General features: G+C 63.6%; 27 protein-coding genes, 1 tRNA gene and 1 pseudogene. 22 read left to right on the forward strand and 7 right to left on the reverse strand.

Annotated features, from left to right (window positions below):
- Positions 1–40 precede the first annotated feature (40 nt).
- Together erpA and P8Y64_01470 are read left to right on the forward strand one after the other, a co-directional pair.
- Positions 41–400 carry an iron-sulfur cluster insertion protein ErpA gene (erpA, locus tag P8Y64_01465; GenBank protein MEJ2059143.1) on the forward strand — a complete coding sequence of 120 codons (360 nt, stop codon included), beginning with the start codon at positions 41–43 and terminating at the stop codon, positions 398–400.
- An 86-nt stretch (positions 401–486) separates the two neighbouring features.
- Positions 487–705: a hypothetical protein gene (locus P8Y64_01470; GenBank protein ID MEJ2059144.1), complete on the forward strand. Its 219-nt coding sequence runs from the start codon at positions 487–489 to the stop codon at positions 703–705.
- Between the two features lie 100 nt (positions 706–805).
- On the opposite strand, the gene P8Y64_01475 is transcribed toward P8Y64_01470, so the two are convergent.
- Positions 806–1,651: an SDR family oxidoreductase gene (locus P8Y64_01475; protein ID MEJ2059145.1), complete on the reverse strand. Its 846-nt coding sequence runs from the start codon at positions 1,649–1,651 to the stop codon at positions 806–808.
- 172 nt (positions 1,652–1,823) lie between these two features.
- Positions 1,824–2,201, reverse strand: a complete 378-nt coding sequence (locus P8Y64_01480) for a DsrE family protein (GenBank protein ID MEJ2059146.1) — start codon at positions 2,199–2,201, stop codon at positions 1,824–1,826.
- A gap of 95 nt (positions 2,202–2,296) precedes the next feature.
- Here P8Y64_01480 and P8Y64_01485 point away from each other — a divergent pair, with 95 nt between their 5' ends.
- From P8Y64_01485 to P8Y64_01580, 20 genes are all read left to right on the forward strand, one after another.
- Positions 2,297–2,572 carry a zinc ribbon domain-containing protein gene (locus P8Y64_01485; GenBank protein MEJ2059147.1) on the forward strand — a complete coding sequence of 92 codons (276 nt, stop codon included), beginning with the start codon at positions 2,297–2,299 and terminating at the stop codon, positions 2,570–2,572.
- 10 nt (positions 2,573–2,582) lie between these two features.
- Positions 2,583–3,218, forward strand: a complete 636-nt coding sequence (locus tag P8Y64_01490; protein ID MEJ2059148.1) for a DUF502 domain-containing protein — start codon at positions 2,583–2,585, stop codon at positions 3,216–3,218.
- An 84-nt stretch (positions 3,219–3,302) separates the two neighbouring features.
- Positions 3,303–5,072 (forward strand): aspartate--tRNA ligase, encoded by a 1,770-nt coding sequence (aspS, locus tag P8Y64_01495; protein ID MEJ2059149.1) that lies wholly within the window; start codon positions 3,303–3,305, stop codon positions 5,070–5,072.
- 30 nt (positions 5,073–5,102) lie between these two features.
- Positions 5,103–5,546, forward strand: a complete 444-nt coding sequence (nudB, locus tag P8Y64_01500) for a dihydroneopterin triphosphate diphosphatase (GenBank protein MEJ2059150.1) — start codon at positions 5,103–5,105, stop codon at positions 5,544–5,546.
- On the forward strand, positions 5,539–6,165 hold the full coding sequence (locus P8Y64_01505; protein MEJ2059151.1) for an alpha/beta hydrolase: 627 nt from the start codon (positions 5,539–5,541) through the stop codon (positions 6,163–6,165). Before nudB ends, P8Y64_01505 begins: the two co-directional genes overlap by 8 nt.
- A 77-nt stretch (positions 6,166–6,242) precedes the next feature.
- The gene (locus P8Y64_01510; protein MEJ2059152.1) at positions 6,243–6,989 is read left to right on the forward strand and encodes a YebC/PmpR family DNA-binding transcriptional regulator; all 747 of its coding nucleotides are present in this window, start codon (positions 6,243–6,245) and stop codon (positions 6,987–6,989) included.
- 17 nt (positions 6,990–7,006) lie between these two features.
- Positions 7,007–7,507 (forward strand): crossover junction endodeoxyribonuclease RuvC, encoded by a 501-nt coding sequence (gene ruvC, locus P8Y64_01515; GenBank protein ID MEJ2059153.1) that lies wholly within the window; start codon positions 7,007–7,009, stop codon positions 7,505–7,507.
- Positions 7,504–8,097 (forward strand): Holliday junction branch migration protein RuvA, encoded by a 594-nt coding sequence (gene ruvA, locus P8Y64_01520; GenBank protein ID MEJ2059154.1) that lies wholly within the window; start codon positions 7,504–7,506, stop codon positions 8,095–8,097. Before ruvC ends, ruvA begins: the two co-directional genes overlap by 4 nt.
- The gene (gene ruvB, locus P8Y64_01525) at positions 8,094–9,146 is read left to right on the forward strand and encodes a Holliday junction branch migration DNA helicase RuvB (protein ID MEJ2059155.1); all 1,053 of its coding nucleotides are present in this window, start codon (positions 8,094–8,096) and stop codon (positions 9,144–9,146) included. Before ruvA ends, ruvB begins: the two co-directional genes overlap by 4 nt.
- 17 nt (positions 9,147–9,163) lie before the next feature.
- The gene (gene ybgC / locus P8Y64_01530) at positions 9,164–9,595 is read left to right on the forward strand and encodes a tol-pal system-associated acyl-CoA thioesterase (GenBank protein MEJ2059156.1); all 432 of its coding nucleotides are present in this window, start codon (positions 9,164–9,166) and stop codon (positions 9,593–9,595) included.
- Entirely contained in the window at positions 9,585–10,286 is a 702-nt protein-coding gene (gene tolQ, locus P8Y64_01535; protein ID MEJ2059157.1) for a protein TolQ, read from the forward strand. The genes ybgC and tolQ overlap by 11 nt, the downstream gene beginning before the upstream one ends.
- Positions 10,287–10,289: 3 nt before the next feature.
- Positions 10,290–10,721 (forward strand): protein TolR, encoded by a 432-nt coding sequence (tolR, locus tag P8Y64_01540; protein MEJ2059158.1) that lies wholly within the window; start codon positions 10,290–10,292, stop codon positions 10,719–10,721.
- A 7-nt stretch (positions 10,722–10,728) separates the two neighbouring features.
- Positions 10,729–11,646, forward strand: coding sequence for a cell envelope integrity protein TolA (gene tolA / locus P8Y64_01545; GenBank protein MEJ2059159.1), 918 nt, complete (start codon positions 10,729–10,731; stop codon positions 11,644–11,646).
- Entirely contained in the window at positions 11,643–12,947 is a 1,305-nt protein-coding gene (gene tolB, locus P8Y64_01550; protein ID MEJ2059160.1) for a Tol-Pal system beta propeller repeat protein TolB, read from the forward strand. The genes tolA and tolB overlap by 4 nt, the downstream gene beginning before the upstream one ends.
- A gap of 35 nt (positions 12,948–12,982) precedes the next feature.
- Positions 12,983–13,522 carry a peptidoglycan-associated lipoprotein Pal gene (gene pal, locus P8Y64_01555; protein MEJ2059161.1) on the forward strand — a complete coding sequence of 180 codons (540 nt, stop codon included), beginning with the start codon at positions 12,983–12,985 and terminating at the stop codon, positions 13,520–13,522.
- Positions 13,515–14,324: a tol-pal system protein YbgF gene (gene ybgF / locus P8Y64_01560; GenBank protein ID MEJ2059162.1), complete on the forward strand. Its 810-nt coding sequence runs from the start codon at positions 13,515–13,517 to the stop codon at positions 14,322–14,324. Before pal ends, ybgF begins: the two co-directional genes overlap by 8 nt.
- 1 nt (position 14,325) lies before the next feature.
- Complete coding sequence (gene queE, locus P8Y64_01565) at positions 14,326–15,006, forward strand: 7-carboxy-7-deazaguanine synthase QueE (protein ID MEJ2059163.1); 681 nt, start codon at positions 14,326–14,328, stop codon at positions 15,004–15,006.
- Positions 15,007–15,012: 6 nt separating this feature from the next.
- Entirely contained in the window at positions 15,013–15,684 is a 672-nt protein-coding gene (queC, locus tag P8Y64_01570) for a 7-cyano-7-deazaguanine synthase QueC (protein MEJ2059164.1), read from the forward strand.
- A gap of 71 nt (positions 15,685–15,755) precedes the next feature.
- Entirely contained in the window at positions 15,756–16,973 is a 1,218-nt protein-coding gene (locus P8Y64_01575; GenBank protein ID MEJ2059165.1) for a YeeE/YedE family protein, read from the forward strand.
- 89 nt (positions 16,974–17,062) lie between these two features.
- Positions 17,063–17,138 (forward strand) — tRNA-Lys (locus tag P8Y64_01580).
- A 235-nt stretch (positions 17,139–17,373) separates the two neighbouring features.
- Here P8Y64_01580 and mtaB read toward each other — a convergent pair.
- The 5 genes and pseudogenes from mtaB to soxY form a co-directional block, all read right to left on the reverse strand.
- A pseudogene (gene mtaB / locus P8Y64_01585) lies at positions 17,374–18,519 on the reverse strand (tRNA (N(6)-L-threonylcarbamoyladenosine(37)-C(2))-methylthiotransferase MtaB).
- Positions 18,520–18,632: 113 nt separating this feature from the next.
- Entirely contained in the window at positions 18,633–20,411 is a 1,779-nt protein-coding gene (soxB, locus tag P8Y64_01590) for a thiosulfohydrolase SoxB (GenBank protein ID MEJ2059166.1), read from the reverse strand.
- 168 nt (positions 20,412–20,579) lie between these two features.
- Positions 20,580–21,428: a sulfur oxidation c-type cytochrome SoxA gene (soxA, locus tag P8Y64_01595; GenBank protein ID MEJ2059167.1), complete on the reverse strand. Its 849-nt coding sequence runs from the start codon at positions 21,426–21,428 to the stop codon at positions 20,580–20,582.
- A gap of 35 nt (positions 21,429–21,463) precedes the next feature.
- A complete protein-coding gene (soxZ, locus tag P8Y64_01600) occupies positions 21,464–21,775 on the reverse strand; it encodes a thiosulfate oxidation carrier complex protein SoxZ (GenBank protein ID MEJ2059168.1) in 312 nt (103 codons plus the stop codon).
- 22 nt (positions 21,776–21,797) lie between these two features.
- Positions 21,798–22,271, reverse strand: coding sequence for a thiosulfate oxidation carrier protein SoxY (gene soxY, locus P8Y64_01605; protein ID MEJ2059169.1), 474 nt, complete (start codon positions 22,269–22,271; stop codon positions 21,798–21,800).

Consider the following 22,271-nt stretch of genomic DNA (forward strand, 5'->3'; position numbering starts at 1 on the left):
GGCCAACGCAATAGTCCGAATTTTACGGAGAGTAAACGTCATGAGCGCGACACAGACGACCGAAGCCATGCCGTCCCCCCTGATCTTCACCGATTCCGCCGCCTCGAAGGTCAAAAGCCTGATCGAGGAGGAGAACAACGACAACCTGAAGTTGCGCGTGTTCGTGACTGGCGGTGGTTGCTCCGGATTCCAGTATGGCTTCACCTTCGACGAGAACGTCAACGACGGTGACACCATGGTTGAGAACGGCGGCGTGACGCTGCTGATCGATCCGATGAGCTACCAGTATCTGGTCGGCGCCGAGATCGACTACACCGAGGGTCTGGAAGGGGCGCAGTTCGTGATTCGCAATCCGAACGCCACCACCACCTGTGGTTGCGGGTCTTCCTTCTCGGTGTAAGATCCGGCCATCACCCGGATGTGACAAGGCCCCGCTCCGGCGGGGCCTTTTTGCATCTACCGACCCGACCGACGAGGAGACGCACGATGCATGTAGAAATGGGCGAAGAAGGGCTGAATATCCTCAACGTTTCGCGCGACCAGTGCGCGCTGCTGGCCGATGCGCTCAAGAGCGCGCAGGATCAGGGGTTCATGGAGGACGAGGAACTGCGCAAGCTGTTCAAGATGTTCGCCGTACTGCAGTCGGACCTGTGGGACGACATGGCGGCCGGCAAATTCGATTTCACACCTTATAAACAGCAGTAATCCCAGTGCCTGCCAAAAAGCGCAGTTTACTTGAGTGTAAACGAGCATTTTGAGCACGATTTTGACGCCCTATCGTGCCGCATGAGTAGACAACAACCTATTAGCGGTTTTCGTCGCGCGAGACGGCCAGCAGCACACGGTCCAGCATGCGCGTGGAAAGCAGCCGGCGCAGAATGCCGAACAGCCAGGTCGGGAAGGTCACGTAATAGCGCGGCCGCGGCCGTGAACTCTCCAGGGCGTGAACGACGCGTTTCAGCACCGCCTCGGGACCCAGGGTGAACGGATCGTCACCCTTGTCGGGCCGTGCGAGCCGCTGCTCGGCGCCGGCGTATTGTTTCCGGAAGGCGCTGTGCTCGCGGTCGATGTTGCGCTTGAAGGCCTCATAGGCGTTGGCGCGGAATTGACTGATGATCGGCCCCGGTTCAACAAGACAGACGTGGATGTCCGTGCCGTGCAGCTCCAGACGCAGGGTATCGGTCATGCCCTCGAGCGCGAACTTGCTGGTGTTGTAGGCGCCGCGAAACGGCAGGGCGATCAGACCCAGGACCGAACTGTTGTTGATAATCCGTCCGTGCCCCTGGCGCCGCATTACCGGCAGCACCCGGTTGGTGAGTTCCAGCCAGCCCAGCAGATTGGTTTCCAGCTGCTCGCGCAGGATCTCGCGACGCAGATCTTCCACCGCGCCGGGCTGTCCGTAGGCGCCGTTGTTGAACAACGCGTCCAGGGTGCCGCCGGTCCGTTTCAGCACCTCGTCCACGGCGGCTTCAATCGAAGCGGAGTCGGCCAGGTCCAGCTGCAGGGCCTCGAAACCCTCCTCGGCCAGGCGTTGCACGTCCTGCTCCCGGCGTGCCGTCGCGAACACGCGATAGCCGCGCGCCTTGAGGCCCTGGGCAACGCAGTAGCCGATGCCGCTGGAACAGCCGGTGATCAGGATGGTGCGGGCCATATGTCCGTCGGGTCAGTCGGAAAACCGCTGCAGTATACGGATCGCTTCGGCTTTGTGCTCGGAAATGATCCCGCTTGGTTGGATTCGGCCGGTCAACCGTAAGGCTGTGACGCGAACTCGCGTGTGGTATAGAGGTGGCGGCAACAAGAAATGCTGAAGTGCGGGCGAGGAATCAATAGGTCAGTGTCAGGACACCGTCTTCCGCGGCCTCGCTGATGAAGGCGGCGCCTCCACGCATGCCGTCGAGTTCTGGAATGGCGTTGTCCTGGTTGAGTTCGTTCTCGTCCATGGCGCCGGCGCAGACGTAGAATTTCACTCCGGCCTCGTGGGCGTCCTGCATGAAGGAATAAAGGGATTTTTCCCGGGCTGCGCCGGGATAGAGGTTGTCGGCATAGCCCCGGGTGAGGAACCTGGCGCTGGGGCCGGCGAAGTACATCTCGACCTCCATGTCCATGGCGGCGGCGACGGTGGCCTGGAAGAACGGGGCGCCGAGGGTGCCGGGACGCTCCGGATTGACGTTTAGGAGCATAATGACAAGCTTGTCGGCCATGTGGTTTTGTCTCTGGCGAATTAGTTGTATCAGGGGGATGTAATCCCCATATAATCTTTCTCTAATATTGAAACATGTTGGCGGAGGTATTGGAAATGCCAATCTACGAGTACGGGTGCACGTCCTGCGGCCATGAACTGGAGGTCATCCAGAAAATGTCTGATGCCCCTCTGTCCGATTGCCCCGAATGCGGCAAGCCCACGCTCCAGAAACGGATTTCCGCGGCGGGTTTCCGTCTCAGCGGCAGCGGCTGGTACGAGACGGACTTCAAGAAAGGCGGCCAGAAGAATCTGGCCAGCAAGGACGGCGACTCCGGTGGTGGCTGCGGCAGCGCCGGTTGCGCCAGCGGTACCTGTTCCACCGCCAGCTGAAGCCTGAGCCATGATGGCGGCCATCCGTCGCTACCTGATCGCGGGACTGCTGGTCTGGGTCCCGCTGATCATCACCCTTGTGGTGTTGCGGGCGCTGGTCGACGTCATGGACCAGACCCTGCTCCTGCTGCCGCCGGCCTGGCGGCCCGAGGTGCTGTTCGGCTTCAAGATTCCCGGCCTCGGTATTCTGCTCTCCGCGCTGGTGGTCATCGCCACCGGCGTGGTGGTGGCCAACCTGCTTGGGCGCAAGCTGATCGGCGCCTGGGAGTCGCTGCTCGGCCGCATCCCCTTTGTGCGCAGCATCTACGCCGCGGTCAAGCAGGTCATGGAGACCCTGCTCAGTTCCGGCGGTCAGTCGTTTCGCAACGTGCTGTTGGTCGAGTATCCCCGCAAGGGGTTGTGGACCATCGCCTTTCAGACCGGGACACCGAGCGGCGAGGTGCAGCAGAAAACCGCGCGCGAGGTGATCACGGTCTTCGTTCCCACCACCCCGAACCCGACGTCGGGATTCGTCATCCTGGTGCCCAGGGAAGACGTCATCGAGCTGGATATGCCGGTGGAGGAGGCGCTGAAACTGGTCATGTCGCTCGGCGTGCTCAACAGCAAACAGCCCGAGCCGGTTGCGCAACCCCCATCCGCATCTTAACATTCCCGCTTTTTCGCCAACCTCCTGCCCCACCTGCCGCGTAGCGGCATCTTGCGGGCGGATCAGCTCTCGGTATTCTTGAATATGCGTACTCATTACTGCGGTCGGGTGAATGAATCCCTCATCGATCAGGAGGTCACCCTGTGCGGTTGGGTGAACCGCCGCCGTGACCACGGCGGGGTCATCTTTGTCGATCTGCGCGACCGGGAGGGGATCCTGCAGGTGGTGTTCGATCCGGATACGCCGGACATCTTTATGAAGGCGGAGCGGATTCGTAACGAATTCGTGCTCAAGGTGACGGGGCGCGTGCGCCGTCGTCCCGAGGGGACCGAGAATCCCGGTCTGCCGAGCGGGCAGGTCGAGGTGCTGTGCACCACGCTCGAGGTGCTCAACGAGGCCCAGACGCCCCCGTTCCAGCTCGACGAGGAGGGTGTCAACGAGGAACTGCGCCTCAAGCACCGCTACATCGACCTGCGCCGTCCCGAGATGCAGCAGCGGATTCAGAAGCGGGCGCAGATCACGCAGTTCCTGCGCCGCTTCCTGGACGAGAACGGTTTCCTGGACATTGAGACGCCGATGCTCACCAAGGCGACGCCCGAGGGCGCGCGCGACTACCTGGTGCCCTCGCGCACCCAACCGGGTAGTTTCTTCGCCCTGCCGCAGTCGCCCCAGCTGTTTAAGCAGCTGCTGATGATGTCGGGCTTCGACCGCTACTACCAGATCGTGCGCTGTTTCCGCGACGAGGACCTGCGCGCCGATCGTCAGCCTGAATTCACCCAGCTGGATATCGAGACCACCTTCCTGGACGAGGAAGGCGTGATGATGCTCATGGAGGAGATGATTCGCGAGCTGTTCGCGACCACGCTGGAGGTTGCGCTGCCCACGCCTTTCCCGCGCATGAGCTATGCCGAGGCCCAGCGCCGTTACGGGTCGGACAAGCCGGACCTGCGCATTCCGCTGGAGCTGACCGAGCTTACCGATCTGATGCAGACGGTCGAGTTCAAGGTGTTCGCCGAACCGGCCAAGGACCCCGAGGGACGCATCGCCGCGCTGCGCCTGCCGGGCGGCGGCGATCTGTCCCGCAAGGAGATTGACGACTACACGGCCTTTGTGTCCCGCTACGGCGCCAAGGGGCTGGCCTACATCAAGGTCAACGACCTCGCGGCCGGGCGCGACGGCCTGCAGTCGCCGATCCTCAAGTTCCTGCCGGACGAGGTGGTGACCGCGATCATGGAACGTACCGGGGCCGCGGACGGCGACCTGGTGTTCTTCGGCGCCGACAAGGCGCGGGTGGTGAACGACGCCCTCGGCGCCCTGCGCGTCAAACTCGGCCACGACCGCGACCTGGTCGAGCACGGCTGGCGTCCGCTGTGGGTGGTGGATTTCCCGATGTTCGAATTCGACGAAAAGGAAAAGCGCTGGATCGCCCTGCATCACCCGTTCACCGCCCCGCGGGTCGCCGACCCCAACAAGCTCGATATGCATCCGGGTGACATCCTGTCGCGCGCCTACGACATGGTGCTCAACGGCACCGAGGTCGGCGGTGGATCGGTGCGTATTCACAATACCGAGATGCAGCAGGAAATCTTCCGCCTGCTCGATATCGCCGAGGAGGAGGCCCGCGAGAAGTTCGGCTTCCTGCTGGACGCGCTCAAGTACGGCTGTCCTCCGCACGCGGGCATCGCCTTCGGGCTCGACCGCCTGGTGATGCTCATGACGGGCAGCAACTCGATCCGGGAGGTCATCGCCTTCCCCAAGACGCAAACGGCATCCTGTCCGCTGACCGATGCGCCGGCACCGGTCAGCGAACGGCAGCTGCAGGAACTCAACATCCGCATCCGCCGCCAGGGGTGAGACCCGGCGCGTGTGCGGCCTGCTAACGGCATGACACAGCGCTACAAACGGCCCGAATCGGTGCTGGTGGTGATCCATACCCCCGACCGGCAGGTTCTGATGCTCCGCCGGCGCGAGCCGGCGGACTTCTGGCAGTCCGTCACCGGCAGTCTGGCCTGGGACGAGACGGCCCTTGAAGCCGCCCGGCGCGAACTGGTCGAGGAGACCGGTTTCGCGCCCGAGGATCTGGTGGATACCGGCCGCGTCAACCGCTTTCCCATCATCCCGCCCTGGCGTGCCCGCTATGCGCCGGAGGCAAGCGAGAACGTCGAGCACCTGTTCACCCTGCGGCTGCCGCATCCCACGGCTCCGCGCCTGAACCCCGGGGAGCACCTCGAATGGCGCTGGCTGTCCTGGACGGATGCCGCCGCGCTGGCAAGCTCCTGGACCAATCGCGATGCCATCCTCGCGCTGGGGGAGGGCGACCATGCGTGAGGCGGTGGTCTTTCTGCACGGCATTCTGATGACCGGCCTGGAACTAAGTGTATTGCGCCGGCGGGTGCGGGACTGCGGTTTTACCGTGCACCAGTTCAATTACCACAGCGTCCGGCTGACACCGGCCCAGAACGCGGCCCGGCTGCGGGAATTCGTCCGCGGGCTGGACGCGGACGTGGTGCATTTCGTCGCTCACAGTCTGGGCGGGATCGTGGTGCTGCATCTGTTCGAGCAGGACCCCGGTCTGCCGCCGGGCGAGGTCCTGCTGCTGGGCACGCCGGTTGCCGGCAGCAGCGTGGCCCGGGTCTTCGCCCGCTCGCCTATGACCCGCTGGCTGCTCGGGCACAGCATCGTGCGGGGGCTGCTCGGCGACCGGCCGCGCTGGGCGGGAGGGCGCCGTCTGGGCATGATCGCCGGTACCCGGGGCATCGGCATGGGCATGCTGGTCGGCAGTGCGCTGCCCGACCCGAACGACGGCACGGTCGCGCTGGCCGAGACCCGCTCGGTGGAGATCGCCCGCCATCTCAGCGTGCCGTACGGCCATTTCGGCATGTTGTGGTCGCCGCGGGTGGCCGAGGCGGTGTGCCACTATCTGCGCCACGGCGAATTCCCCGGCTGACGCTGGTTCCGGGAGGCGCCTGACCCGCGGGTCGGGCGTGGTAGAATCAGCACCATTTTCAAGCACGAGTCGAGGTTATGGCGGGACACAGTAAATGGGCCAATATCCAGCACCGCAAGGGTGCCCAGGACAAGAAACGCGGCAAGCTGTTCACCAAGCTGATCCGTGAAATCACGGTGGCGGCGCGCGTCGGGGGCGGCGATCCGGCCGCGAATCCACGCCTGCGCCTGGCAATCGACAAGGGCCTGTCGGCCAACATGCCCAAGGACACCATCGAGCGCGCCGTGAAGCGCGGATCGGGCGACCTCGAGGGCGAGAATTACGAGGAAGTGCGCTACGAGGGCTACGGCCCGGGCGGCACGGCGGTGATGGTCGACTGCATGACCGACAACCGCAACCGCACCGTTTCGGAGGTGCGCCACGCCTTTTCCAAGTCGGGCGGCAATCTGGGCACCGACGGCTGCGTGGCCTATCTGTTCACCAAGCAGGGCGTGCTGAGCTACCCCACGGGCAGTGACGAAGACCGCATCATGGAGGCTGCGCTCGAGGCCGGGGCGGAGGACGTGCAGGCCAATGAAGACGGTTCCGTCGATGTGCTTACCGCACCGGACGACTATGAAGCGGTGAAGGCGGCCATGGTCGAGACCGGGTTGGAGCCCGAGAACGCCGAGGTCACCATGCGCCCGGAGACCGCGGCCCCGATCGAGTCGGAGGATGCCGAAAAGCTGCTGCGGCTGCTGGACATGCTGGAGGACCTCGACGACGTGCAGAACGTCTATTCCAACGCCGATTTCCCTGACGAGGTGCTGGAAACCCTTGCCTAGGCCGATCCGGTTCTGACATGCGTATTCTCGGCATCGATCCCGGTTCCCGCATCACCGGTTACGGGGTGATCGAAAGCGACGGGCAGGCCAGCCGGCATCTGGCCAGCGGCGCGATTCGCGTCGAGGGTGAAAATCTGCCGGAGCGCCTGGGATGCATTTTCCGCGAGGTTTCCGCGCTGATCGAGGAGCACCGGCCGGATCAGATGGCGATCGAGAACGTGTTCGTTTCCCAGAACGCCGCCTCCGCCCTCAAGCTCGGCCAGGCGCGCGGGGCGGCTATCGTGGCCGGGGTGCGTGCCGGCCTGGCGGTGGCGGAGTACAGTCCGCGCGAGGTGAAGCTCGCCATCGTGGGGCGCGGCGGGGCCGACAAGACGCAGGTACAGCATATGGTCAAGGTTCTGCTTAATCTGCAGGGGCGCCTGCAGGCCGACAGCGCGGATGCCCTGGGCATCGCGCTGTGCCATGCGCATACTGGCCTGTCCGGAGTGGCGGCCGCACTCAGGGGCGTCCGCGCATGATCGGCAGGCTGCGGGGCGAGATCGTGGTCAAGCAGCCCCCCATGCTGCTGGTCGACGTGAACGGGGTCGGCTACGAGCTCGAGGCCCCGATGAGCACCTTCTACGAACTGGGGGCGGCCGGCACCCAGGTCACGCTGTTCACTCACCTCCAGGTGCGCGAGGACGCCCATACCCTGTACGCCTTTGTTTCCGAAGCCGAACGCAGCCTGTTCCGCAGCCTGCTCAAGGTGAGCGGTGTGGGCGCGAAGATGGCCCTGGCCATCCTCTCCGGCATGAACGCCGCCGAATTCGGACGCTGCGTGCAGGCCGGCGACGCAGCCGCCCTGACCCGGCTGCCCGGTATCGGCAAGAAGACCGCCGAACGCCTGATCATCGAGATGCGCGACCGCATCGAGGCCCCCGGCGAGGTCGCGCTGACCCCGACCGGCGGCACGCCGGTGTCCGACCCGGTGGAAGACGCCGTACACGCCCTGATTTCCCTCGGCTACCGGCCCGCCGACGCCAGCCGCATGGTCAGCGCGGTGGAGGCGGCGGACCTGGGCAGTGAAGAGATCATCCGTCAGGCCCTGCGTGCTACTCTGAACCGGTGAGCGAATCCGACCGCATCATCTCCGCCCAGGTCCTGGGTGAGGAGCGTCAGATCGAGGAGAACATCCGCCCCCGGCGGCTGGCCGATTACGTCGGCCAGCCCGCGGTGCGCGAGCAGATGGCGATCTTCATCCAGGCGGCGCGCGGGCGGGGCGAACCGCTGGACCACGTGCTGATCTTCGGTCCGCCCGGCCTGGGCAAAACCACCCTGTCGCACATCATCGCCCACGAACTGGAGGCGGGGCTGCGCCACACCTCCGGCCCGGTGCTGGAGAAACCCGGCGATCTGGCGGCCATTCTCACCAATCTCGAACCGGGCGACGTGCTGTTCGTGGACGAGATCCACCGGCTGTCCCCGGTGGTGGAAGAGGTGCTTTACCCGGCCATGGAGGACTTCCAGCTCGACATCGTGATCGGCGAGGGGCCGGCGGCGCGTTCCATCAAGCTGGACCTGCCCCCGTTCACCCTGGTGGGCGCCACCACCCGGGCCGGCCTGCTGACCTCCCCGCTGCGCGACCGCTTCGGCATCGTCCAGCGCCTGGAGTTCTATTCCCGCGAGGAGCTGACGCGCATCGTGCTGCGTTCGGCGCGTATCCTGGGGGTCGAGATCGAGGAAGGCGGGGCGGCGGAGATCGCCAAGCGTTCGCGCGGAACGCCGCGCATCGCAAACCGTCTGCTACGCCGGGTGCGTGATTTCGCCCAGGTCAAGGCGGACGGGCGCATTACCGGCGAGGTGGCGGACCGGGCCCTCGACCTGCTCAACGTGGACGTGCACGGCTTCGACAACATGGACCGGCGCCTGTTGCTGGCGGTGATCCAGAAGTTCGACGGCGGCCCGGTGGGCATCGACAGCCTGGCGGCGGCCATCGGCGAGGAGCGCGGCACGTTGGAGGATGTGATAGAACCCTATCTGATCCAGCAGGGGTTTATGATGCGTACCGCGCGCGGGCGCGTGGCCACTGCCTCCGCCTACCGGCATTTCGGGTTGTCCCCGCGCAGCGACCTGTCGCCGGGCGATGCCGGCGGCGATTTGTTCGACGAGGTTCCCTGAAACGGTTTTCCAGCAGCATGACGGACACCGACCAGAATACGTTTGCATTGCCGGTCCGGGTCTATTTCGAGGACACCGATCTGGCGGGCGTCGTGTATTACGCCAACTATCTGAAATTCATGGAGCGCGCACGTACCGAATGGCTGCGCGCCCGGGGGTTCGAGCAGGATGCGTTGATCCGCGAACTCGGCATCGTGTTTGCGGTGCGCAGCGTGCAGGTGGATTATCTGCGCCCCGCGCGGTTCAACGAACTGCTCGAAGTGCGCGCCAGCGTGAAACAGTGGGGGCGCGCCAGTGTCACATTTGTTCAAGCAGTGCTGCGTTACGATGAGGGTCGGGAAGAGATCCTGGCGCGCGGTGAGATCAAGGTCGCCTGCCTGGATTCCACATCCTTCCGGCCCAAAACCATTCCCGACGCACTGCTAGGAGTTCTGCAAGATGTCGCCTGACCTTTCTGTATGGCACCTCGTCACGAACGCGAGTTTCGTGGTCCAGCTGGTGATGCTGCTGCTGCTTCTGGCATCCGTCACATCCTGGACGCTGATGGTGATGAAATGGCGCCTGCTGCGCGACGCACGCAGCGAGGCGGCACGGTTCGAAGAGCGGTTCTGGTCCGGTACCGACCTGGCCAGCATCTACGAAGCATCGCGCCGCAAACAGCCGCTGACCGGTCTGGAGCGCATCTTCGTCAGCGGTTTCGGCGAGTTCGTGCGCCTGCACCGACAGCGCCAGGCCAATCCCCTGACCATCAACGACACCGTGCAGCGTTCCATGCGGGTCGCCTCGGCGCGCGAGGAGGATGGGCTGGAACAGTACCTGTCCTTTCTCGCCACCGTGGGGTCGACCAGCCCGTATGTGGGCCTGTTCGGGACGGTGTGGGGAATCATGAGCGCCTTCATGTCCCTGAGCGGCGTGCATCAGGCCACCCTGGCCGTAGTGGCGCCGGGTATCGCCGAGGCGCTGATCGCCACGGCCATGGGCCTGGTCGCGGCGATTCCGGCGGTGATCGCCTACAACCGTTTCGCCGACGACGTGGAGCGCCTGGTGGGGCGCTACGAAAATTTCCTGGAGGAGTTCCTCACCCTGCTGCAGCGCCAGTCGCTTTCCAGCGCCGAAGCCGCCGAAATGGCCGGGAGTTGAGGCATGTCGCGCCGTCATCCCGCCCGTCGCCGGCCGATGGCCCAGATCAACGTCGTACCTTACATCGACGTCATGCTGGTGCTGCTGATCATCTTCATGGTCACGGCACCGCTGCTGCAGACCGGCGTCGAGGTTCAGCTCCCCCAGGCGAGCGCCAAACCGCTGCCGCAGGACGCCAAGCAACCCGAACCCGTCGTGGTGACCGTGGACCGCAACGGCCAGTTTTCGCTGCAGGCCGGACAGGTGGTGAGCGATGAGCAACTCGGGGCGGAAGTGAAGAAGCTGCTCAAGGCCCGCGGCGAACAGCAGGCCTATGTGCGTGCCGACACCCATGTCGACTATGGCCGGGTGATGCAGGCGATGACCATTCTGCAAAATGCCGGTGTGGGCAAGATCGGCCTCGTGACCGCGCCGCCGCCCCAGAAGACACGCTGAACGTACCATGTGGAGTGAAATACGCCGTCATCCCAAGGCCCTGGCGATTTCCATCGGCCTGCATATCCTGTTCATCACCTTGCTGGTGATCGGCTTTCGCATGATGCCCCGTGACGTCGGCAACCCGAATCAACGTGTGATTCAGGCCGAAACCGTCACACCACAGGCGCTGAAGGCCATGCAGCAGCCATCCCCTGCCGAGCAACAGCGCGAAGCGGAAGCCAAACGCAAGGCGGAGGCGGCGGCACTGGCGGCCAAACGTCAGGCGGAAGAACAGGCCAAACAGCAGGCAGCGCTGGAGGCCCAGCGCAAGGCGGAGGCGGCAGCCAAGCAACAGGCGGCGTTGGAAGCCAAGCGCCAAGCCGAGGAAAAGGCCAAACAGCAGGCGGCGCTGGAAGCCAAGCGCAAGGCGGAGGCGGTGGCCAAGCAGCAGGCGGCGCTGGAAGCCAAACGCAAGGCGGAGGCGGTGGCCAAGCAGAAGGCGGCGCTGGAGGCCAAACGCAAAGCCGAGGCGGAAGCCAAACGCAAGGCGGAGGCCGAGGCGCGGCAGAAAGCGGCCCTCGCGGCCGAGCTCAAGCAGGCCCAGCAGCAGGCTCAGCAAGCGCTGCAGGCCGAGCAGGCCGCCGCTGCGGCCAAGGCCCGGCAGGTACAGGAAAATGCCTATGTCAACGCTATCAAGGCCAGGATACAGCAGGCCTGGCTGCGTCCCCCGGACGAACCGCCCGGGCAGACGGCCGAGATCCACGTCACCCAGACCCCTGGCGGTTTTGTCACCAAGGTCACTCTGGTACGGTGTAGCGGCAGTCCGGCCTTTTGCCGGTCGGTGGAGGCCGCGGTCTGGAAAGCGGAACCCCTGCCTCAGCCCAAGGACCCGGCACTGTTTCAACGTGACCTGACCTTCTTTTTCGAGCCCGATCAGTCATGAATCAACGCCTGACTACCGCACTGCTCTGGTTGAGCCTGCTGCTCCTGCTTGCGGGACGCGCGCATGCCGCCCTGGAAATCCGCATCACTCAGGGTGCCGAGGGTGCCCAGCCCATCGCGGTGCTGCCTTTCCAGTGGACCGGCCAGGGCAAACCGCCCCAGGATATCGCCGCCATCGTCAATGCGGACCTCGGCCGCAGCGGCCAATTCGCACCGCTCACGGCCAGCCGTTTTCCGCAACAGCCGGCGACGCCGGCCCAGATCCGTTTTCGCCAGTGGCGCAATGCGGGGGTGGACAACCTGGCGATGGGGCAACTGATACCCCAGGCCGGCGGGCGTTACCTGGTGCAGTTCCGCCTGTTCGATACGCTGCGCGGTGAGCAGATCCTCGGTTACAGCATCCCGGCCACCGCATCGACGCTGCGCCAGGCCGCACATCAGATCAGTGACTATATCTACGAGAAACTGCTCGGCAGGCGCGGGGCCTTCAATACCAAGGTGGCGTACGTGGCGGTGGCCACGACGCCCAAAGGAAAGCGCTACACGCTGCAGATCGCGGACGCGGACGGTTACGGGCCGCATAACGTGCTGGTGTCCAAGCAGCCGATCATGTCGCCGGCCTGGTCGCCGGACGGGCAACATCTGGCCTATGTCTCCTTCGAGACCGGCCACTCGGTGGTCTACCTGCAGAACATCTCTTCGGCAAAACGCGAAAAGATCGCGGACTATCCGGGCATCAACGGGGCGCCGGCGTTTTCGCCGGACGGTTCCAGGCTTGCGCTGACTCTGTCCAAGGGCGGCAACGCCGATATCTACATCCTCAATCTACGTACCCGGAAGCTGACCCAGCTCACGCATAGCAGCGCCATCGACACCAGTGCGGCCTGGGCGCCGGACGGCAAGTCCCTGATCTTCACCTCGGATCGTGCCGGCGGCCCCCAGCTGTACCGGATTTCCGCCAGTGGTGGCACGCCCCGGCGGTTGACCTATCAGGGCAGCTACAATGCATCGCCTGCGGTTTCTCCCGACGGCAAGGAGGTGGCCATGGTGCATGCTCATCAGGGCCGGTTCGTCATCGCCGTCCAGGATGTCGCCAGCGGCCAGATGCAGACGCTGACCAAGGGGCCGTTGGACGACAGTCCGAGTTATGCCCCGAATGGCGATATGATTCTGTATTCCGCGGTTGATGGCGGGCGGGGCGTCCTGGCCGCCGTCAGTGCCGATGGGAAGGTGCACCAGCTGCTGGTGCTGAGTGGTGAGGAAGTGCGCGAACCTGCGTGGTCGCCGTTTCTTCATCCCTGAATGCTGGTTCTGAGATCAGACCTGAGGAGATACCCATGCGATCAATGATAAGACTTGCCGCTGTGTTCGTGGTGCTCGCGATGTTTGCCGGCTGCGCCAGTACGGCGAAAAAACCGGGCGAAGCGGCGCCGGGCACGGCGGCACAGCCTGAGGCCGGGGCCGGTGCTCAAGGCATCCCGCAGGGTACCCAGCAGGGTGCGCTGCCGGCCAGCGAACTGGACAACCCGCAGAGCCCGCTGTCCAAGCGCGAAATCTATTTCGACTTCGACAGCAGTCTGATCAAACCGGAATACCTGGCTATCATCAAGGCGCATGGCCAGTATCTGATGGATCACCCGCAGGCCAAGATCCGTCTGGAGGGCAACACCGACGAGCGCGGTTCGCGCGAGTACAACCTCGCCCTCGGCGAGCGCCGGGCGCAGTCCGTCGCCCGCGTGATGGAGCTGCAGGGCGTCGCTTCCGATCAGATCGAAGTGGTCAGCTACGGTGAGGAAAAGCCCGTATGCACCGCGCATGACGAGGCCTGCTGGTCCCAGAATCGACGGGTAGATATTGTCTATGTGGATCGTGGCTAAACGTTCCCGGCTGGCGGCGCTCGGGCTGGGCCTGAGCGCCGTGCTGGCCGCGTCCGCGACGTATGCCGACAGCTGGACCCAGCGGATCAAGAGCCTGGAAGACCAGCAACAGGGCCTGCAACAGCAGGTTGATCGTCTGAACCGCCAGGTGAGCGGGCAGGGGCTGGTCAACATGTATCAGCAGCTCACCGATCTGCAGCAGCAGGTTCAGCAGTTGCGCGGCGACGTGGACGAACTCAAGCATCAGCTGGACGAGACGCAGAAGCGGCAGCGCGATCTTTACGTCGATATCGACAAGCGGCTGCAGGCGCTGGAGTCGGGCAAAGGCGCGTCGCCGCCCCCTGCCGCGCAACCGAACAATGCCGGCCATGCCGGCAGTCAGGCGGGGGCGTCCGCTGCCGACAACCAGCAGGATGCGACGATCCTGGCGTCCTATCAGGCGGCGCTGCAGCTGTTGCAGAACGCCCGTTACAACGATGCCATCAGCGCCCTGAAACAGTTCCGGACCAAGCACCCGGACAGCAGCTATGCCAGCAATGCGCTGTACTGGGAGGGCGAGGCCGAATACGCACAGCGTGATTTCAAGGCGGCCGAGCAGTCGTTCCAGGGCGTGATCAAGCAATATCCCGACAGCAACAAGGTGCCGGATGCGCGGCTCAAGCTGGGCTATACCTATTACGAGCTGAAGCAGTGGAAGTCCTCCCGCAAGGCATTGCAGACGGTGGTCAAGCAGCATCCGGACAGTTCCGCCGCCCGATTGGCATCGAGGTTCCTCAAACGCATGGACAAGGAGGGGCATTGAGGTGGGCACCGCCTTGAGGCTCGAACCCGACACCCTGGATACGGCCCGCCTGCGGGTCACTGAGATCTTCTATTCCCTGCAGGGTGAATCGCGCACGGTGGGCCTGCCAACGGTGTTCGTGCGCCTGACAGGGTGTCCGTTGCGCTGCGATTACTGCGACACCGCTTATGCCTTCACCGGCGGTACCTGGATGACCCTGGCGCAGATCCTGAAGACGGTCGCTCAGTACGAGCCGCGGTTCGTAACCGTCACGGGCGGTGAGCCGCTGGCGCAAAAGGACTGCATTCCGCTCCTGCGCGCTTTGTGCGACGCGGGCTACGAGGTCTCGCTGGAAACCAGCGGCGCGCTGGATATCGGCGCCGTCGATCCCCGCGTCAGCAGGGTCATGGACATCAAGACCCCCGCTTCGGGCGAGGCGGAGCGCAACCGGCTGGAAAACCTGACCCTGCTGACGTCGAAGGATCAGGTGAAGTTCGTGATCTGCTCACGCGAGGATTACGAATGGTCACGTGCCTTCGTGCTCGAGCATGCACTGGCGATGCACTGCGAGATCCTGTTTTCGCCCAGTCATGGCAAACTCGAGCCTCACGTACTGGCCGAATGGATACTGGAGGATCGTCTGCCGGTACGCTTCCAGTTGCAGCTGCATAAATACCTCTGGGGCGACGTCCCGGGCCACTGATCCTCGATGTCCAGGGCCGTCGTACTCCTCTCGGGCGGGTTGGATTCCGCCACCACCCTCGCCATTGCCAAGCGTGAAGGCTATGCCTGTTACGCCCTGAGCTTTCGTTACGGGCAGCGGCATGATGCCGAGCTGCTCGCGGCGGCGCGTCTGGCGGCGGGAATGGATGCCGTGGAACACAAGGTCGTCGGTCTGGATCTCTCGGCCATCGGCGGCTCGGCGCTGACCGACGCGGCGATCGCCGTGCCGGAGTCCCCCAGCGAGGGCATCCCGGTCACCTACGTGCCCGCGCGCAACACCGTGTTCCTCGCCGTCGCCCTGGGCTGGGCCGAGGTGCTCGACGCGCACGATCTCTTCATCGGTGTGAACGCCGTGGATTATTCCGGCTATCCGGATTGCCGGCCCGAGTTCATCCGGGCCTTCGAACAGGTGGCCAATCTGGGGACCAAGGCGGGGGTGTCGGGAGAGCATTTTCACATCCACACCCCGCTCATCGATCTGACCAAGGCGGAAATCATCCGCCGCGGCACGGCGCTGGGCGTTGACTACGCATCGACCGTCTCCTGTTACCAGGCGGACGGGGACGGCCGCGCCTGCGGACGCTGCGACGCCTGCCGGTTGCGGGCACAGGGTTTTGCCGACGCCGGCATCCCGGACCCCACCCGTTATCGGGAATAAATCCGGAAAGTGACTCGTCATATATTCAAGAATATAATTGACAGTTTGAGTCACCTATCGAGGATTGAAAAATGACAAGCATCACCCATGTGCTGGTCTGGGCCTTCGGCATTGCCGTCGTGCTCGGATTTTTCGTGAACAAGACCAATTTCTGTACCATGGGTGCGGTTTCCGACTGGGTCAATATGGGTGACACCGGCCGGATCCGTTCCTGGTTTTTCGCTATCGCCGTGGCCATCGTGGGCGTCATGCTGATGCAGGCGTTCAAGTACGTCGACATCTCGGTCACCAGCAGCGGCAGCCAATCCTTTCCACCCTATCGCACCGCCATGTTCGCCTGGCCCCGTTACATCGTCGGGGGGCTGCTGTTCGGCATCGGTATGACGCTCGGCAGCGGCTGCGGTAACAAGACCATGGTTCGCATCGGCGGCGGCAATATCAAGTCGTTGTTCGTTTTCCTCATGATGGGCTTCGGGGCCTATCTGATGATGTTCACCAGCTTCATGGGCAAGGTCTTCTTCCCCTGGATGCAGCCCGCCTTCGTGGACCTGGCCAAGTTCGGCATCAACAGCCAGGCGGTGAACTCGATTCTCGGCGGCATGATCGGTGTCAACGCCAACACGCTGTATTACATCATGGGCGGCGTACTGGCCGTGCTGCTGCTGATCTGGGCGCTGCGCTCCACCGACTTCCGCGGCCGTCTGGACAACATCCTCGGCGGTGCCGTGGTCGGTCTCGCCGTGGTGGCCGCCTGGGCCGTGACGGCCGGTCCGCTGGGCCAGCAGTGGCTGTCCGACGTCGACTTCATGGATCAGCCGCCGATCGCCACCGGCGCGCAGTCCTTTACCTTCGTTTCCCCCTCCGGGCAGGCCTATAACTACCTGTTCAACGGCTTCGGCAAGACCTTCCTGACCTTCGGTCTGGTCGCCGCGGCCGGTGTGGTGGTCGGCTCCTTCCTGTACGCCGTGGTGTTCCGCAAATTCCGTTTCGAGTGGTTCGCTTCCTGGAAGGACTTCTTCAACCACATCATCGGCGGTTTCCTGATGGGTATCGGCGGTGTGCTGGGTATGGGCTGCACCATCGGTCAGGGCGTGACCGGCGTGTCGACCCTGGCGCTGGGTTCCATCTTCACGCTGGTGTCGATCATCCTCGGCGCGGCGCTGACCATGAAGGTCCAGTACTACAAGCTGGTTTACGAGGACGAGGCCAGCTTCTTCAAGGCATTGATCGCCGGCATGGCCGATCTGCGCCTGGTGCCGAACAAGCTGCGTCGACTCGACGCAGTCTGATCTGCGTTTCCTGCACGTCTGAACGTCAAAAAGCCCCATACGGGGCTTTTTGACGCGTGTAGGTCAGTGTAAGATACGCAACCTTTCGTGGGTCGTTAGCTCAGCTGGTAGAGCAGCGCACTTTTAATGCGTTGGTCGAAGGTTCGAATCCTTCACGACCCACCATAATCCAATACGCAGGAACCGACGGGGCCGCTGACCAAACACAGCGGCCCCGGTGGCCAGGTAGAGTCGGGCACCGTGGTTCATCAACAGGCCTTACCTCCAATACGGCGCCCGTTTCGTCGACACCGGTCGCCTGCACGCGCTGAAGCGTATTCTCGCAGGCGGACGGATTGGGGTGGTCTTGGCAGCGGGTGCGTAAAAAGCCCGGTGTATAGCCCGAGAGGACCGTATTGCCCTGGTCATCCGTGGCGGGTTCCTCCCACAGCACCTCGAAAGTCCGGCCTATCGCCTGCTGAAGGGTTCGATGCTTGAGGTCGGCGGCGATGCACTGCAGCTCCTTGACGCGGGCGGACTTGGTCTCGTGATCGATCTGGTCCGGTAATGTTGCGGCCTTGGTGCCCGCGCGGCTCGAATAGGGGAAGATGTGGATGTGCCCGAAGCCGACGTCCTGCACGAAGTCGCATGTCCGCGCCCATTCGTCCCCGGTCTCTCCGGGGAAGCCGACGATGATGTCGGTGGTGATGTTGAAATCCGGGACCCGGGTGCGCGCCTGTTCGGCGAGGGCGGCAAAGTCTGCCGTCCGGCAGCGCCGGGCCATGCGGCGCAACACGCTGTCCGAGCCGCTTTGCAGCGGGAGATGCATATGCGGCATGAGTCGGTCGTCTGCAAACAGATCGAAGAATCCGGATGGCAGGTCCCAGGGCTCCACCGAAGCGAAGCGCAGGCGCTTCAGGTCGGTGTCGGCCAGAATGGCGCGTACCAGGCCGGACAAATCGGTGCCGAGATCGGCACCGTAACCACCCACGTGCACCCCGGTGAGCACGGCCTCCTGCACGCCGGATTGCGTTAACTGGTTGATCTCATTGACGATTGAGTCGATCGGCCGGCTGCGTTCCTCGCCGCGCGCCAGGGTGACGATGCAGTAGGTACAGCGATAGCGGCAGCCGTCCTGGACCTTGATGAAGGCGCGCTGGCGGCCCCGGCTGAACAGGGTGTGTTCCGTCGTCGCTGCCGGTTCGGCGTGAGGTCGAAGCGGGGTAGCCTCGAACAGCTCGTCCAGCCGGTCGACGAGCTGGTCCTTGTCCTGATTCGGTACCAGCATATCCACCCCGGAGATTGCACGGGTGGCATCCGGCTCCAATGTCGCATGACAGCCCGTGGCGACCAACTTGGCCTGCGGGTTACGTCGATTCAGGTGGTTGAGCAGGTTGCGTGATTTTCTGTTCGCGCCGGCGGTTACCGCGCAGGTATTGAATACCACGGCGTCCGCATCCTCCGGCCGGTCGGCGGGCAGATAGCCCCTGTCGAGCAGGGTCTGGGCCCACTGTTCGGTTTCGGCCTCGTTGAGGCGGCAGCCGATGGTATGAAAATAAACACGCATGCTGAAAAGGGCGGGTGCGACGAAGCGGCCACCTTAATCCAAGCGCGGCCGCACCCGCAATAAAAAAGGCCCCGCAGAGCGGGGCCTCGGGTCCTTCCAGAACAGGCTCAGGCTTAAGCGGATGCCGGCATGCCGGGGTTGCCGTCCTGCCCCTTGATGACGGGAACATTGGGCTCCACGCTCTTGACCTCCTTGATGTTGCGCAGGTGGTTCGCCACCACATCCCAGACGGGCGTGCCCTTGAGCTCTTCGCCGACGACGGCCCAGCCGGCCACAACGTAGTTCTTGTTGGGGTCGATGGGCTTGCCCTTGAGGGTCATGTCGTTGATGCGGCTGCCGATCTTGTTGGCCGGCGTGATGGAATATCCCAGGCCGCCGGTACGCACCATGTCGCCGCCCTGCTGGTAGTAGGGGTCGTCATTGAACAGGTTGTCGGCGACGTCTTCCAGCACCGCCTTGATCTGCTGACCGCTCATCTCACGGCGGTAGGCAGTGGGGTAGGTGATGGCGGTCTGGGTCATGACGTGTTCCATGGTGATGGCCTCGCCGGGCAGCACGCTCACGCCCCAGCGGAAACCGGGGGAGAGGGCGATCTCGGCATCCATTTCTTGCATCAGGCCGTCGCAGATGACCTGATCGAAGGTACCGTTGAAGTTGCCCCGGCGATACAGCAGATCGCTGGTGGTGGCGAGCTGTTCGGCGTACTTGTCCTTGGGGGTGAACTTCTGGCCTTCGTACTCGATCTCGGTGTTGTGCACGCGGTCGATCAGGGCCTGCATGTCCTTGTCGGGTTCGATCAGGTTGGAGAAGACGGGCAGCAGGTGGTACTTGTAGCCGGCCACCTTGCCGTTCTTGACGTCGAAGTCCAGCACGCCGAGGAACTTGGCGTTCGAGCCGGCGTTGGTCACCAGCGTCTTGCCGCCGGCGTTGGTGACTTCCACGGCGGTCGGGACGGCATCATGCGTATGGCCGCCGCAGATGGCGTCAATGCCCGTGACGTGGCTGGCCATCTTGAGGTCGACATCCATGCCGTTGTGGGACAGGACCACGACCACCTGGGCGCCCTTGCTGCGCGCCTGGTCGACCACCTTCTGCATGCTGTCGGGGTGAATGCCGAAGGACCAGTCGGGGATCATCCAGCGTGGGTTGGCGATGGGGGTGTAGGGGAAAGCCTGGCCGATGATGGCGCAGGGCACGCCGTTGATCTCCCGCATGGTGAAGGGTTCGAAGACGCGGTCGCCCCAGGTGTTGTCAAACACGTTCTGGGCGACGAAGTCGATCTTGCCCTTGAGCTGGGTGTCGAGGATGTCCTTGACACGCTGAGAGCCGTAGGTGAACTCCCAGTGAGCGGTCATCACGTCGACGCCGAGCTGGATCTGCGCATCGACCATGTCCTGCGCGTCGGTCCACAGGGCGGTGCCGCTGCCCTGCCAGGTGTCGCCGCCGTCGAGCAGCAGGGAGCCGGGGCGCTGGGCCTTGATGTTCTTGACCAAGGTGGCCAGATGGGCAAAACCGCCGAGCTGGCCGTACTTATGGGCCAGTTCGGTGAAATCGATGTAGGTGAAGGCGTGTGCATCCCGGGTACCGGCCTGGATGTTGTAGTGCTTGAGGAAATATTCGCCTACCAGATGCGGCGGGTTGCCGCGCATGCTGCCTATGCCGAGGTTGACGCTCGGCTCGCGGAAGTAGACCGGGTTCAGCTGGGCATGGCAGTCGGTGTAATGGAGAAAACTGACATTGCCGAACTTGGGCAGCTCATAGGGATTGCTGGGCTGGCCTGCGGCGCCGGACTTGGCCGTCTGGTCGGCGCCCTTGTCGCAGCCGCTCAGGTAGAAGCCAGAGGCGCTCGCGACAGCCAAGGCCTGAAGGAACTCACGTCGTGTCATGCTCATGATGCACTTACTCCTATAAATAACATGCTAGACAGTGTGCGGTTGGGGTATTCCCTTGCAAATCCGACCACCGCTTGTGTCTGCGGCGGTTCGGACCGTTCCTCTGGCTGAGGGAAAAAAAGGCCCGGCATTGCCGGGCCGGAAACAAGCATAATTGTTATATCTGCATTACTCGCGATAAGACGGTGCGTTGACCGGGATCCCGTTGCTCATGTAAGTGAGGAAGTATTCGAGATCGCGGTATTCTACACCCTGCGGCTTGAAAGGCACGGCACGCACCTGCTTGTTGCAGCCTTCGAAACGGCGATGCAGCGTACCCAGGGCACCCCACTTGGCGCGATACACCGGGAAGCCGGTCGGCTGACCCAGGGCAGGGCTCAGGACGTTGGCGCGCAGGTGCTGACCACTGTGGTACATGTGGCAGTCGGCACAGGCCAGGCTGAGCTGGCCGCGGCGTGCATAGAAGAACTGCTTGCCGTTTTCGTAGGCCGCCAGGGCGCGGGGATCGTTGGGGATCACCACGTGCAGGTTTTTGCCATCGGAGGTCGAGGCCATATATGCGGAGATGTCAGCCAGGGCGCCCTTGGCCCATTTCAGCGGCTTTTCACCATTGCGCACACGACAGGCGTTGATGTCCTCTTCCAGGGTGCGGACCTGGCCGGTGGCCTTGTCGAAGTAAGGATAGTTCTGGCGAATACCCTTGCCGCCGTTCTTGAAGCAGCTGGCGTAGGTCTTGCCGTTGGCGAACGGGGTTTCGAACAGCTTCTTGCCCTTGGCAAGGTCAAATTCGAAGGGCGGGAACTCCATCGCGTCCTTCAGCTGCTGCATCTTGTCGGGCCCGCCGACGGCATAGGCGCCATCCTTGAATCCCTTCAGCGGAAGCTTCGGGAAGCGCTTTTCGAAAAAGGTCCGGAATTCCTTCAGGTCCTGTTTAGGGTTAGGCGTAGCGGCCTGGGCAACGGTCGACGCAAGGCCGACTGCAACCAGGGTCGCCGTCGTGATCAGAAACTTTCTCATCTCGGTTTCTCCCCTCGATGTTGTGTTTCACCGCCTCAGGCGATGGTGGTTTCGATGGAGTCGGACTCGCCCTTGTTGTCCTGCCAAGAGAGCTTGAGGGACTCGCCCTTTTTGCCCTTGAACTTGAACGACAGGTAAGGGTTTTTGGAAATGGCCTGACTCCACAAGGCGGTCATCACGGTCTTGCCGTTGGCCTCAGCCATCACCGTCTCGATGAAATGGGCCGGGATCAGCTTGCCGGTTTTCTTGTCCTTGCGCTGACCGGTCTCCATCGGGTGACTGATCAGGGTCTTGACCGTCACCACGCCCCCACTTTCTTTGGCGCGAATCTTAATCGTGTTACCCATGTGTGTGTCTCCTCAATCCTGGTTAACCGCCACAGCCACCGATGGTGACCTTGACCTCTTTCTTGGCGCTGTACACCTTGCCGCCCGCCTTGACGACGGCGATGACGTCGGCGGTCTTCCCCATCTTGATGCGGGTGGAGACGAAGGGTTCAGTGCCGGCGGGCAGCTCGTAGCTGCTGGTCAGCGGGGTGGGGTTTTTGGAGGCCAGGATGCTGATGGACTCCACGTTGGGCATCGAGGCGGAGACGGTGACGGGGGTCACGGCGCCGTTTTCGGCGATGTCGGGGGCCTTGATCTTGATGGCGCTGTTGGCGGCGGCGGAGCCGGTGCCGTAGAGGTCCTTGAGGGCGCCATCCACGGACTTGGACTCGAAGGCGGCCTTGGGCCAGGCGGCGGCCAGCACGGCACGGGGGCTCAGCAGGCCCGCACCAACGGCCAGACCCACGCTGCCCGCAGCCAGCGTGCCTTTCAGAAAGGTTCTGCGTTTCATGCTCAT

The organism is Gammaproteobacteria bacterium (assembly GCA_037388465.1).
GTDB lineage: Bacteria > Pseudomonadota > Gammaproteobacteria > SpSt-1174 > SpSt-1174 > JARRKE01.

Excerpts from the sequence above, each read along its gene's own strand:
- P8Y64_01485 (MEJ2059147.1), top strand. The coding sequence starts at position 2,297 with ATGCCAATCTACGAGTACGGGTGCACGTCCTGCGGCCATGAACTGGAG.
- tolA (MEJ2059159.1), top strand. The coding sequence starts at position 10,729 with ATGTGGAGTGAAATACGCCGTCATCCCAAGGCCCTGGCGATTTCCATC.
- queC (MEJ2059164.1), top strand. The coding sequence starts at position 15,013 with ATGTCCAGGGCCGTCGTACTCCTCTCGGGCGGGTTGGATTCCGCCACC.
- soxZ (MEJ2059168.1), bottom strand. The coding sequence starts at position 21,775 with ATGGGTAACACGATTAAGATTCGCGCCAAAGAAAGTGGGGGCGTGGTG.
- aspS (MEJ2059149.1), top strand. The coding sequence starts at position 3,303 with ATGCGTACTCATTACTGCGGTCGGGTGAATGAATCCCTCATCGATCAG.
- ybgC (MEJ2059156.1), top strand. The coding sequence starts at position 9,164 with ATGACGGACACCGACCAGAATACGTTTGCATTGCCGGTCCGGGTCTAT.
- soxY (MEJ2059169.1), bottom strand. The coding sequence starts at position 22,271 with ATGAGCATGAAACGCAGAACCTTTCTGAAAGGCACGCTGGCTGCGGGC.
- P8Y64_01490 (MEJ2059148.1), top strand. The coding sequence starts at position 2,583 with ATGATGGCGGCCATCCGTCGCTACCTGATCGCGGGACTGCTGGTCTGG.
- P8Y64_01510 (MEJ2059152.1), top strand. The coding sequence starts at position 6,243 with ATGGCGGGACACAGTAAATGGGCCAATATCCAGCACCGCAAGGGTGCC.
- soxB (MEJ2059166.1), bottom strand. The coding sequence starts at position 20,411 with ATGAGCATGACACGACGTGAGTTCCTTCAGGCCTTGGCTGTCGCGAGC.
- nudB (MEJ2059150.1), top strand. The coding sequence starts at position 5,103 with ATGACACAGCGCTACAAACGGCCCGAATCGGTGCTGGTGGTGATCCAT.
- ruvA (MEJ2059154.1), top strand. The coding sequence starts at position 7,504 with ATGATCGGCAGGCTGCGGGGCGAGATCGTGGTCAAGCAGCCCCCCATG.
- pal (MEJ2059161.1), top strand. The coding sequence starts at position 12,983 with ATGCGATCAATGATAAGACTTGCCGCTGTGTTCGTGGTGCTCGCGATG.
- erpA (MEJ2059143.1), top strand. The coding sequence starts at position 41 with ATGAGCGCGACACAGACGACCGAAGCCATGCCGTCCCCCCTGATCTTC.
- P8Y64_01475 (MEJ2059145.1), bottom strand. The coding sequence starts at position 1,651 with ATGGCCCGCACCATCCTGATCACCGGCTGTTCCAGCGGCATCGGCTAC.
- P8Y64_01480 (MEJ2059146.1), bottom strand. The coding sequence starts at position 2,201 with ATGGCCGACAAGCTTGTCATTATGCTCCTAAACGTCAATCCGGAGCGT.
- P8Y64_01505 (MEJ2059151.1), top strand. The coding sequence starts at position 5,539 with ATGCGTGAGGCGGTGGTCTTTCTGCACGGCATTCTGATGACCGGCCTG.
- tolB (MEJ2059160.1), top strand. The coding sequence starts at position 11,643 with ATGAATCAACGCCTGACTACCGCACTGCTCTGGTTGAGCCTGCTGCTC.
- soxA (MEJ2059167.1), bottom strand. The coding sequence starts at position 21,428 with ATGAGAAAGTTTCTGATCACGACGGCGACCCTGGTTGCAGTCGGCCTT.
- tolQ (MEJ2059157.1), top strand. The coding sequence starts at position 9,585 with ATGTCGCCTGACCTTTCTGTATGGCACCTCGTCACGAACGCGAGTTTC.
- tolR (MEJ2059158.1), top strand. The coding sequence starts at position 10,290 with ATGTCGCGCCGTCATCCCGCCCGTCGCCGGCCGATGGCCCAGATCAAC.
- P8Y64_01575 (MEJ2059165.1), top strand. The coding sequence starts at position 15,756 with ATGACAAGCATCACCCATGTGCTGGTCTGGGCCTTCGGCATTGCCGTC.
- P8Y64_01470 (MEJ2059144.1), top strand. The coding sequence starts at position 487 with ATGCATGTAGAAATGGGCGAAGAAGGGCTGAATATCCTCAACGTTTCG.
- ruvC (MEJ2059153.1), top strand. The coding sequence starts at position 7,007 with ATGCGTATTCTCGGCATCGATCCCGGTTCCCGCATCACCGGTTACGGG.